Source organism: Streptomyces sp. NPDC006265, assembly GCF_040613555.1.
GTDB lineage: Bacteria > Actinomycetota > Actinomycetes > Streptomycetales > Streptomycetaceae > Streptomyces.
Genome location: NZ_JBEXSH010000244.1, coordinates 1 through 10,607 on the forward strand (window position 1 = coordinate 1; position 10,607 = coordinate 10,607).

General features: G+C 69.8%; 8 protein-coding genes and 7 pseudogenes. 10 read left to right on the forward strand and 5 right to left on the reverse strand.

Annotation, left to right across the window (positions count from 1 at the left end; all coding sequences use genetic code 11):
• The 5 genes and pseudogenes from ABZ281_RS20570 to ABZ281_RS20590 all read left to right on the forward strand — a co-directional run.
• A pseudogene (locus tag ABZ281_RS20570) lies at positions 1-637 on the forward strand (DNA-binding protein); the annotation flags it as partial.
• A 121-nt stretch (positions 638-758) separates the two neighbouring features.
• Positions 759-2,087 (forward strand): class I SAM-dependent RNA methyltransferase, encoded by a 1,329-nt coding sequence (locus ABZ281_RS20575; RefSeq protein ID WP_356657431.1) that lies wholly within the window; start codon positions 759-761, stop codon positions 2,085-2,087.
• A 595-nt stretch (positions 2,088-2,682) separates the two neighbouring features.
• The gene (locus ABZ281_RS20580) at positions 2,683-2,874 is read left to right on the forward strand and encodes a hypothetical protein (RefSeq protein WP_356657433.1); all 192 of its coding nucleotides are present in this window, start codon (positions 2,683-2,685) and stop codon (positions 2,872-2,874) included.
• 366 nt (positions 2,875-3,240) lie between these two features.
• Positions 3,241-3,606, forward strand: a pseudogene (locus ABZ281_RS20585) (DDE-type integrase/transposase/recombinase); the annotation flags it as partial.
• Positions 3,607-3,608: 2 nt separating this feature from the next.
• Positions 3,609-3,857: an integrase core domain-containing protein gene (locus tag ABZ281_RS20590; RefSeq protein ID WP_356657435.1), complete on the forward strand. Its 249-nt coding sequence runs from the start codon at positions 3,609-3,611 to the stop codon at positions 3,855-3,857.
• A gap of 35 nt (positions 3,858-3,892) precedes the next feature.
• On the opposite strand, the pseudogene ABZ281_RS20595 reads toward ABZ281_RS20590, so the two are convergent.
• A pseudogene (locus ABZ281_RS20595) lies at positions 3,893-4,756 on the reverse strand (cytochrome b); the annotation flags it as partial.
• Positions 4,757-4,993: 237 nt separating this feature from the next.
• On the opposite strand from ABZ281_RS20595, the gene ABZ281_RS20600 reads away from it, so the two are divergent.
• Together ABZ281_RS20600 and ABZ281_RS20605 are read left to right on the forward strand one after the other, a co-directional pair.
• Complete coding sequence (locus ABZ281_RS20600; RefSeq protein ID WP_356657437.1) at positions 4,994-5,554, forward strand: hemerythrin domain-containing protein; 561 nt, start codon at positions 4,994-4,996, stop codon at positions 5,552-5,554.
• 130 nt (positions 5,555-5,684) lie between these two features.
• A pseudogene (locus tag ABZ281_RS20605) lies at positions 5,685-6,352 on the forward strand (FAD-dependent oxidoreductase); the annotation flags it as partial.
• A 185-nt stretch (positions 6,353-6,537) separates the two neighbouring features.
• On the opposite strand, the gene ABZ281_RS20610 reads toward ABZ281_RS20605, so the two are convergent.
• Together ABZ281_RS20610 and ABZ281_RS20615 are read right to left on the reverse strand one after the other, a co-directional pair.
• Positions 6,538-6,921 carry a glycoside hydrolase family 15 protein gene (locus ABZ281_RS20610; RefSeq protein ID WP_356657439.1) on the reverse strand — a complete coding sequence of 128 codons (384 nt, stop codon included), beginning with the start codon at positions 6,919-6,921 and terminating at the stop codon, positions 6,538-6,540.
• Positions 6,918-7,406, reverse strand: a pseudogene (locus tag ABZ281_RS20615) (enolase C-terminal domain-like protein); the annotation flags it as partial. The pseudogene ABZ281_RS20615 and the gene ABZ281_RS20610, both read right to left, overlap by 4 nt.
• 87 nt (positions 7,407-7,493) lie before the next feature.
• On the opposite strand from ABZ281_RS20615, the gene ABZ281_RS20620 reads away from it, so the two are divergent.
• Positions 7,494-7,736 carry a hypothetical protein gene (locus ABZ281_RS20620; RefSeq protein ID WP_356657441.1) on the forward strand — a complete coding sequence of 81 codons (243 nt, stop codon included), beginning with the start codon at positions 7,494-7,496 and terminating at the stop codon, positions 7,734-7,736.
• A gap of 35 nt (positions 7,737-7,771) precedes the next feature.
• Positions 7,772-7,951, forward strand: coding sequence for a hypothetical protein (locus ABZ281_RS20625; protein WP_356657443.1), 180 nt, complete (start codon positions 7,772-7,774; stop codon positions 7,949-7,951).
• Positions 7,952-8,536: 585 nt separating this feature from the next.
• Here the strand turns inward: ABZ281_RS20625 and ABZ281_RS20630 are convergent.
• Positions 8,537-9,513, reverse strand: a pseudogene (locus ABZ281_RS20630) (NADPH:quinone reductase); the annotation flags it as partial.
• 20 nt (positions 9,514-9,533) lie between these two features.
• A pseudogene (locus tag ABZ281_RS20635) lies at positions 9,534-10,036 on the reverse strand (PadR family transcriptional regulator); the annotation flags it as partial.
• A 263-nt stretch (positions 10,037-10,299) separates the two neighbouring features.
• Between ABZ281_RS20635 and ABZ281_RS20640 the strand changes: the two are divergent.
• Positions 10,300-10,488, forward strand: coding sequence for a DUF2188 domain-containing protein (locus ABZ281_RS20640; RefSeq protein ID WP_356657445.1), 189 nt, complete (start codon positions 10,300-10,302; stop codon positions 10,486-10,488).
• Positions 10,489-10,607: the final 119 nt, after the last annotated feature.

Below are 10,607 nucleotides of genomic sequence, written 5' to 3' on the forward strand. Positions count from 1 at the left end.
CGCCCAGCTCGGCATGGTGATCTTCTACGCGACGATGACGGCCATCCGCAAGCACTACGACCGGGTCGCCGCCGAGATCGCCGCCCCCGAGGGCCCGAGCGACGACCTCGTACGGCCCTCGCGGGTGCACTCGGTCGTGCTGATCTCCAAGATCCACCGCCCCGCGCTGCGCGCCCTGGCCTACGCCAAGCTGATGCGCTCGGACACGCTGGAGGCGCTGAGCGTCAACGTCGACCCGGCGGAGACCAAGGCCCTGCGCGAGGAGTGGGAACGGCGCGGCATCGACGTACCGCTGAAGGTCCTGGACTCGCCCTACCGCGAGATCACGCGGCCGATCATCGAGTACGTCAAGGGACTGCGCAAGGAGTCCCCGCGGGACGCGGTGTCCGTGATCATCCCCGAGTACGTCGTCGGTCACTGGTACGAGCACCTGCTGCACAACCAGAGCGCCCTGCGGCTGAAGGGCCGGCTGCTGTTCACACCCGGGATCATGGTGACCTCGGTGCCGTACCAGCTGCAGTCCTCCGAGGCGGCCAAGCGGCGGGCCCGCAGGCAGCAGGACTGGAACGCGCCGGGGTCGGTGCGGAGGGGTCCTGCGCAGGTGCGGTCGAAGGAATCCCCCGAGCACAAGTCGTGAGGTTCTCCTGAGCCGGCGGCTCGTGTGAAACGGCCGGGTGACAGCCACGTAGACTGGTGGGCTGTTGTCCGGCCGTTTCCGTTCGGCCCTTCCCCCTCACGTGTTTTGGAGTCACCCCGCCATGCAGGCAGAACCGAGGAAGTCGCTGGTGGGGGAGGAGTACGAGGTCGAGGTCGGCCCCGTCGCCCACGGCGGTCACTGCATCGCCCGTACGTCCGAGGGCCAGGTGCTGTTCGTCCGGCACGCGCTGCCCGGCGAGCGGGTCGTGGCGCGCGTGACGGAGGGCGAGCAGGGCGCGCGGTTCCTGCGCGCCGACGCCGTGACCGTGCTCGACGCCTCCAAGGACCGCATCGACGAGCCCTGCCCGTTCGCCGGCCCCGGCCGCTGCGGCGGCTGCGACTGGCAGCACGCCAAGCCCGGCGCGCAGCGGCGTCTGAAGGCCGACGTCATCGCCGAACAGCTCCAGCACCTCGCCGGGCTCACCCCGGAAGAGGCCGGCTGGGACGGCACCGTGCTGCCCGCCGAGGGCGACAAGGTGCCCGCGGGCCAGGTCCCCGCGTGGCGCACCCGCGTCCAGTACGCCGTCACCGCCGACGGCCGGGCGGGTCTGCGCCGGCACCGTTCGCACGAGGTGGAGCCGATCGACCACTGCATGATCGCCGCGGAGGGCGTCAGCGAGCTGGGGATCGAGAAGCGGGCCTGGACGGGCATGGACTCCGTCGAGGCGATCGCGGCCACGGGCTCCCAGGACCGCCAGGTGATCCTCACGCCGAAGCCGGGCGCACGCCTTCCGCTCGTCGAACTCGACCGCCCGGTCTCCGTCCTGCGTGTGGACGAGCGCTCCGGCGGTGTCCACCGCGTCCACGGCCGTCCCTTCGTCCGCGAGCGTGCCGACGGCCGTACGCACCGCGTCGGCAACGGCGGCTTCTGGCAGGTCCACCCGAAGGCCGCGGACACCCTGGTGACCGCGGTCATGCAGGGCCTGCTGCCGCGCAAGGGCGACATGGCCCTCGACCTGTACTGCGGCGTCGGCCTCTTCGCCGGTGCCCTCGCCGACCGCGTCGGCGACCGGGGAGCGGTCCTCGGCATCGAGTCCGGCAAGCGGGCGGTGGAGGACGCACGGCACAACCTCGCCGATTTCGACCGCGTCCGCATCGAACAGGGCAAGGTCGAGAGCGTGTTGCCGCGCACGGGCATCGCGGAGGTCGACCTGATCGTGCTGGATCCGCCGCGGGCGGGGGCGGGACGCAAGACGGTGGAGCACCTGGCGTCGCTGGGGGCGCGGAAGATCGCGTATGTGGCGTGCGATCCGGCCGCGCTGGCGCGGGACTTGGGGTACTTCCGTGATGGGGGATACCGGGTGCGGACGCTGCGGGCGTTCGATCTGTTTCCGATGACGTCGCATGTGGAATGTGTAGCGATTCTGGAGCCCGTAGCAAAGGGCGTCTGACCTGCTGTTCTTCTGGTTCCCCGGGGTGCGGGCGGGTCGTGTCGACATGTTTCCGTAGGTCCATCGCGTGGAGCGCGGCGCAGCTCGCGCCACGTGTCTCACCTGCCGCTTCGAGCGGTGGCGCGTGACGTGCGCCCTACCTCGTCGACTTCGTGAGGGGCGCTTGGCGAAACGTCTTGACGCTCGTTCGACGCTGACTCTGACGGGGCGTCACGATGCTCACGTGGCTGGCTAACAACTCATGTCGAATGTCCGGCCCGGCGTTCGCGGTGTCGGTCTGGGCCGCGGCGGTTGCCAGCGCGTGGTTGAGGTGCACGGAGGGCCGGTAAGGCCCCGCGATCAGGAGCCCCGAGGCCGGTGACTACATCATTGTTCTCGTGCCGAATCGTGACCATAAGGATCAGGTTCAGAGCGCCGACGGCATAGAGGGCGTGCTTCAGGCAGACGCTGTCGTTGAGGGGCGCTTTGGGTGAATCAGGTAAGTCGTGCGGGAGCAGCAGAACATCCCGCCGGCATTGCTGGCAAAGGTCGGCATTACCGGACTCCGTCGCGCGGCACTTCACCGACGAGGACCCCGCTCGTCCGGGTGGGCGAGATGACGAAGAGCGTTCCCGAGAAGGGCAGACTCTCCCTCGCCACAGTCAGTGACCTGTTCTCCCGGCGCCTGTTCGGCAGTGTGGTGGGCGCCCATCACGACGCTGATTCGGTCGTGGTCGCACTGAACATGGCAGGAGCCACTCGCGGAAGCGGCCTCCGCCGCGTGATCTTCCAGAGGGCGCGGCAGTGAATACGGATACCGGGAATCGTCAAGCCTGCCACCTGCTGGGCGACATCCGTTCCACGGGCCGGCCTGCGCGTGCCCGCGACAATGCGGTCTGTGGAGCGTTCAGCGGCGTCTTGAAGGTCAGCGTCGGATCACCCACGGCCGCCTTCGACAAGCCTGGGGGTATTTGGGGCGCCCTGCCAGCACTGTTATCCAGCCACTGTGGGGCGTCTCCGTCTTGAGATCTTGTGAGGGTGGCTGCTGACCTGCCCTGGCCGCATCGTACACAGCCGCATATGCAGTAGACCGACGCGCCCATGACAACAAGCCAATATGCTGGTCCTAGCTTGATCGCTGGATCCAATGACCCCATGATCTTGTACTTGCATCATGCGCGAGCGCGACATCCACGGCGTGACCAGCCGTAAGCACCGCTCGCTGACCCGGCCGGACAAGAAGGCGAAGCCGGCCCCGGACCTCATCGGCCGCGACTTCCACGCCGAGCGTCCCGGCATCAAGCTGGTCGGCGACATCACTTACCTGCCGACCGCCGAGGGCTGGCTCTACCTCGCCTGCTGGCTGGACCTGGCCGCCCGTGAGGTGGTCGGCTATGCCATGGCCGACCACCACAGCGCCGAACTCGTCATCGACGCTCTCGACATGGCCCACGGCCGCAGCGGACTGGAGCCCGACTGCGTGATCCACAGCGATCGCGGCAGGGAGTACACCTCGATCCAATTCCGCGACCGATACGCGAGTTGGGACTTCGGCAGAGCTGCGGGCGCACCGGATCTTGTTTCGACAGTGCCGCTGTGGAGAGCTTCTGGGCCCTGCTCAAGGAGGAGATCGGCACCCGCACCTGGGCCGACCGGACCACCGCCCGCGCCGACGTCTTCACCTTCATCGAGACCTTCTGCAACCGCCGCCGCCTGCGCAAGCACAAGACCTTCGGCTACCTCACCCCGGCCGAGACCAGGCAGCACCATCGACACGCCCTCGCGGCGTAACCATCACGTGTCCCAAGATCACGGGGAAACTTCATGGAGACCTGGTCGGGCCGGTAGGGGCCGTAGTTCCCCACCGGGTTGATCTGGGCGACCGCCCCCAGGACCGCGAGCAGCCCGAAGACTGGCCAGCAGGCTGGCCGACTGAGCGGCGAACTGCGGGAAAATCGGCTTGCCCGCCACGTTCCGGTTGGTGCGGCCGGGGCCGGGCCACTGGGTGTGCTTGAGGTGGAACACCAGGATGAGGTGAAGGGCCACCCCCGCGAGCAGCGCGCCCGGCAGGAGCAGGATGTGCACGGGATACAGCCGCAAGACGATGTCGTGCCCCGGGAACTCCCCGCCGAACAGGAACATGCTCAGATAGGTGCCGACCACGGGCACGGACAGCACGAAGCCCTGCGCGGTCCGCAGGCCCGTGCCCGACAGCAGATCGTCGGGGAGCGAGTAGCCGGCGAAGCCCTCCAGCATCGTGAGCAGGAACAGGGTGAACCCGATCACCCAGTTGGCCTCACGGGGCCGCCGGAACGCTCCGGTGAAGAACACGCGCAGCATGTGCACGCCGACGGAGCCGGCCATCACCAGCGCTGCCCAGTGGTGGATCTGGCGGATCAGCGGACCGCCGCGTACGTCGAAGCTGATGTGCAGGGTCGAGGCGAACGCCTCGCTCATCCGACCCCGCGCAGCGGCACGTACGAGCCCTGGTAAATGACCTCGTACATGCTCGGCTGGAAGAACAGCGTCAGCCACACCCCGGTCACCAGCAGCACGACGAAGCTGTACAGCGCCAGTTTGCCCAGCAGGAAGGACCAGCGATCGGGGAACGCCTTGCGCAGCGCCGCACGGGCGACGTCCACCAGGGGCAGGCGCCGGTCGAGGTGGAGCGCGGTGTCTCCGGCCGCCAGTGCGGTCCTCTGCTTCAGCCGTGTTCTGCTTCGTGACAGCAGCACACGCAACACCCCTCAAGGAGTCGCGGACCCGGTCGCCACAGGCGTACCCCGAGGACGGTGTTCCATCGCAGTGCGGCCCGCACGCGCCCACATGCCGGGTCCGATGCGCCGATTGCCTGCCCGGTTTGCGGGTGCGGGGCCATGGATACACGGTCGAGGAGATTCCGGTCAGCGCGCAGAGAGGAAGCACTCATGGGACACGGCGGAGACGTCATCGCGGAACTGACGACCGATCACCGCGAGGTCGAAGAACTGTTCGGGAAGATCGAGGCCCTGCCCACGGGGAACGAACAGCGCAAGAAGTACGCCGACCGGGCCGTGATCGAGCTGGTGCGGCACTCGGTCGCCGAAGAGGCGTATCTCTACCCGGCCGTACGCGAGTTCCTGCCGGACGGTGACGCGGTCGCCGACCAGGAGATCGAGGACCACGCCGGGGCCGAGCGGACGATGAAGGCACTCGAAGGCGTCGACGCCGGTGACGCGGAGTTCGACCGGCTCATCGGCGAGCTGATGACGGAGATCCGCTCGCACGTCCGGGACGAGGAGGACAACCTTTTCCCGCGGCTGCGCTCGGCGGCTTCCGAGGACCAGCTGATGAAACTGGGGGACAAGGTCCGTCAGGCCAAGAAGACCGCTCCCACCCGGCCGCATCCGTCGGCTCCGGACACGCCGCCGGCCAACAAGCTGCTGGCCCCCGGCGCGGGCATGGTCGACCGGATCAGGGACGCCCTGACGGGACGTGGCAAGGACTGACGGCGTAGGACGTCCGCCCCGCCCCGCCCCGCGCCGCCTCCGCCCGCTTCCGTCAACAGAGTGGAGTGTCGTTCATGCAACCGGTCGATCTGCCCCATCCGTCGTCAGGCGCCCGCAGGCACCGACCGACGTGAGCGCTCTGGAGCGCGACCTGCGTGAGCGGGTCGACGGGGAAGTCCGGTTCGACGCGGGTACGCGGGCGGCGTACTCGACGGACGGCTCGAACTACTGGCAGGTGCCCATCGGAGTGGTCGTACCCCGAACGGTGGAGGCGGCCGTCGAGGCGGTGGCGGTCTGCCGTGAGCACGAGGTACCGCTGCTGTCCCGTGGCGGCGGCACCAGCCTGGCGGGCGAGTGCTGCAACACCGCGGTGGTGCTCGACTGGAGCAAGTACTGCAACCGGCTGGTGTCGGTGGACCCGGAGAACCGCCGCTGCGTGGTCGAGCCGGGCATCTTCCTGGACGACCTCAACCGGCAGCTCGCCGAGTGCGGGTTCATGTACGGACCCAAGCCGGCCACCCATCCGTGCACCATCGGCGGTTGATCGGCAACGACTCGTGCGGATCGACGGCCCAGGCGTACGGCAAGGTCGTCGACAACCTGCACCGCCTGGAGATCCTCACCTACGAGGGTGTGCGCATGTGGGTGGGGCGGACCGACGACGGCGAACTCGAGCGGCTGACCGCCGCCGAGGGACGGCAGGCGGAGCTGTACCGAGGCCTGGTGGCCTTGCGAGACCGATACGCGGGGCTGGTGCGCGATGGCTATCCCGACATCCCGCGACGGGTGTCCGGCTACGTCGCGCAGGCCGACGACACAGCAGAGACGGGAGTGGGTCCACCAGCGGTCCTCCAGCTCCCACAGCCCGGCGTCCGGCTGCGTCCAGTGGTCCGCGACGGCTTCGGCGGCCAGGGTGGCGGCTTCGGCCGCCCGGGTGTCCAGGAAACGCCGTGGCGGGCGGCTGCGGCGAACAGTTGGAGTGCCTACTCGCAGACGTCGAGCTGGAACTGCCGGCCTGCGCGGTTGCCGGTCCGGTCGCTGCCACCGGGGTAGCCGACGAACGGCAGGTCGCGTTCGGGTGGCAACGGCGTCCCGTCCACCGTGTTGGGCGGGACGCAGCGCGGTGCCGTCTTCCAGGATGCGGTCGGCGACGAAGCCCGCCGCGCGGTCCCGCAGGGGGGGTGCGGGCCGTGTGCCGCGACCGCGATGCCGGCGTAGCACTGGTCGCGGACCCAGGCGTAGCGGTAGTCGTAGTCGCTGCCGGTGTCGGCGCGTTCGGGCAGCGAGGTGGTGGCCGCGGCGACCATGCCTCCGGCCGGTGGATCACCGCCGACGGGATCATCGTCGGTCGTGCCGGGCCGGGTCATGCGGTGCGGTAGCGGTCGGACGCCGTCCGGTTCAAGGTGAGGCCGTGGCCCGGCTCGCCGGAGGCGCCGGGGGTGACGCTGCCGCCCTGCGGGTCGAGCGTGCCGTGGAACAGCATGTTCTCGACGCGGACGTGGTCGTGGAACCACTCCAGATGGCGCGCATTGGGTACGGCCGCGGCGACGTGGGCGTGAAGGTGCGGAGCGCAGTGACCCGAGATGTGCAGCCCGAGTCCCCCGGCCACGGCCGCGGCGCGTAGCCAGACCGTGATGCCGCCGCAGCGGCTGACGTCGGCCTGGAGGCAGTCGATGGCCTCCGAGGCGGCCATCCAGGTGAAGTACGGCAGGTCATAGCCATACTCACCGGCTGCGACATCGGGGGCGACCGCGTCGCGCACTTCGCGCAGCCCGGTCAGGTCGTCGGAGGAGACGGGCTCCTCCAGCCAGGTGACGCCGAGGTCGGTCATGGAGGCAGCCATGCGTGCGCTGGCCGCGAGCCCGCTGGGTACTCCGCCCCTGTGGCCACAGCCCTGTCGGTCCGAGAACATTTCGGACGGAGGCGATGCGCTACCCGAGTGACCGGCAAGCGTTTCGGCGAACAGGTGAAGCAAGGAGGAGAGCTGATGTCCAACCCGCAACAGCCCGAACTGCGGCGCAGTGACAAGGGGGCGGGCACTCCGCAGGACAGCCAATCCCGCAAGGCGGCACAGCCCGGCCAGGAGGGCGGCGGCCACGCCCATGGCACGGACCGCGGGAACAAGGGCGGAGGCAAGGGCGGCGGTACGCCTCCCGAGCAGCAGCCGGACCACCCGGCCTGAGCGCCGTCCCGCAGAAAATCGAGCAAGGAGAAGTCGTGACCGTTCCCGAGGAGAACCGCCCGAAGACGACGTCCACCGACGACGTCATCGAGACGTCTCACGAAAAGACGACTGCCGGGCAGGGCGACGGCGCCACCGGACGCACCATGCGGGAGGCGATGGAGGAAGCCGGGCTCAGCCCGGACGATGTCCGCGACGAGCGCGACGGAACCTGACGCCGTCGGCAAGCGGGCCCGCCCCGGCGGATACGCACGAGTCATCTCGCCGGGGCCGGCGAAGAAGGCGGACGTGCCCCCGCCCGCTTCTTGATGAGGCGGACCCTGTCCATCCCCGTCGCCTCCAGGTGAGCCGGACGCGATCCAGCTGTTCTGTGCCGCGAGGTTGCGGACGGATGAGCCAGGTCTCGCCCGAAGGGTCTTGAACAGGTGAGGGCCTTCCGGTTCGGTGTGGAGTGCGACGTCCGAACGATCAGCTCCAGCACAGCCCCCGGCACAGCAACACGGCCGGGTGCAGATACCTCTTGCCCGGTCACAGCCCTGGACGCCCGCGCAACCCCTCGGCCTCGCCGACACCCTGAGACACCACGGTCTGCCCGCCCGCGCAGCACGGAACACCGCCATGATGGACGCCCTGGTAGACCCGCCGCCCATGGTCATCGCCGACCTGATCGGAATCCACCCCAAGACAGCCGAACGCTGGGCCACCCTCGCCGGCGGGAACTGGTCCGAATACTTGGCAGCGCGACGGGCCGCCCCGCAGGGCTGGGCAGTTGAGCAGGGCAGTGTTCCGAGTCTGCGCTGTTGGGGGATGGTGACCAGGATGCGGCCGTGGCCACCGCCAGCGTCGACGTGGTCGTGGGCCTTGGCGATGTCGTCCAGCGGGTAACAGTCGCCGACGGCGAAAGTAGGGGCGCCGACGGCGGCGGCGGAGGTGAGGTCGCGGGCGGCCTGGCGCTTGGCCTCGGCGGGGAAGTCGTCGCTGCCGAGCAGCCGCAGGGTGACGTTGTTGAACAGCAGAGGCCAGAAGAGGATCTCAGTGCGGTCCGAGCGGGTGGCGTAGGCGGCGATGACGGCCCCCTGGGCGGCGACGGTGTTGTCGAGATCGGCGTTGTCAGACAGCGCGACCTCGATGATCCGGTCGACGCCCCGCGGCGCGTACGAGCGGATGGCAGCGGCGGGCTCGCCAGTGTCCAGGGCGATGGCGTGGGTGACGGCCGGGTCGACGCGGTCGAGGTCCGCGGTGCGGCGGACGGTGGCGATCACGGTGGCGCCGGCCTAGTGGGCGAGCTGGGCGGCCAGGGAGCCGACGCCGCCGAGAACTCCGTGGACAAGGACCAGTTGGCCGTCGACCGGGCCGTCGGCGAAGACGGTGCGGTGGGCGGTGATGCCGGGGATGCCGAGGCTCGCGCCCAGCTCGTCACTGAGGTGGTCGGGCAGGGGTGCGGCCTGGTGGTCGGGTACGACGGTGTATTGGGCGGCGGTGCCGAAGGGGCGGTAGGACTGGGCGCCGTATACCCAGACCCGTTGTCCGACGCGGTGGACGTCGACTCCGGCGCCCACGGCGTCGATGACTCCGGCGGCGTCGCTGTGCGGGATCACCCGCGGGAAGGGCATGGACGAGCCGAGCCGGCCGCGCCGTTTCTTGGTGTCGCCGGGGCTGACGCCCGAGACGGTGACGCGGACGCGGACCTCGCCGGGGCCGGGGACGGGATCGGCGAGTTCACGACGTGCAGGACATCGGCGGCGGGTCCCTGGTCGTCGTACCAGGATGCAAGCATGGGGGTACCTCCGTGGACAGTCAGCTCGCGGGAGCGGCGGGCGCATGCGGATCGCTGTCGGTGCATCCGGTGTCGAATACGGGCGGTCCCTCCCCGAGGGTCTCGCGCAGCCAGGTCCGCTCGGCGCGGCTGGTGGCGCGGGCGGTGAGAAGCATGCCCCGCCGGTAGGGGTCGGCGACCTCCTCGGCACGCAAAGGCCGCTCGTTGTCGTAGAAGAAGCTCGCCGGTTCTTCCAGGAACTCCAGCCGTCTGCGCAGCACCGCGTGCCGTTCGGCCACGTCGGGCAGGTGGGAGAGGAATGCCAGGACGACGTAGAACCGGGTGAAGTCGGTGATCTCGTGGTCGGCGGGCTTGCGCAGGCGCTGAAGCATTTCGGCCCGCCCGGCCGCGGTCGGGCTGAGCACGTACCGGGCCGCCCCCGCGGCTGGGTCGGCGGGTCGCTCGATCAAGCCCGCCCTGGTCAGGCGATTGATCGCCGATACAGGCTGCCGTCACTGATCGGCCGCGTATAGCCGGGCAGCTGTCCCCGGCGGGGGCTGGTCATTCCTGGCGCGGGATGCGGATCTTCTCCCACTGAGGCAGCCGCCAACCGCTCGACTTCATCCCAGTGGCGCCCGAACTGGTGGCCGAATTCCCCGGGGAAATGGCCGTCGAGTCGCGGCGCTGGCGCCACCCGGTGCGCCTGCAGCGGCTGCGGGGCGAGATGACCGCACAGGACACACCCCCGCTGGAAACGCCCCCGGACGCTGGGCGGCCCGTGAGGAGCACATCGAGAAGGCACAGGCCATGGCCGAGAAGACCGCCAAGCGCACCGTCTGCCACGTCACGCCCTCGGCTACGCGTGGTGACAGCGACCGGTGGCAGGTCGAGCACCACGAGGGCCGCCGCAAGCCGCGCGAACCGCACCACACGCAGAAGGAGGCCGTCAGCGCCGCGCGCGAGCAGCCAAGGAGCACCAGCCCGCCCACGTCATAGGCCACGGCCGCGACGGCCGCATACGCACCGAATACACCTACGGCGACGGCCCCCGCCGCACCCCCGGCTGACCGGATCCACCGCGGTCACACTGCCACTGCAGATCTACGACACCACCG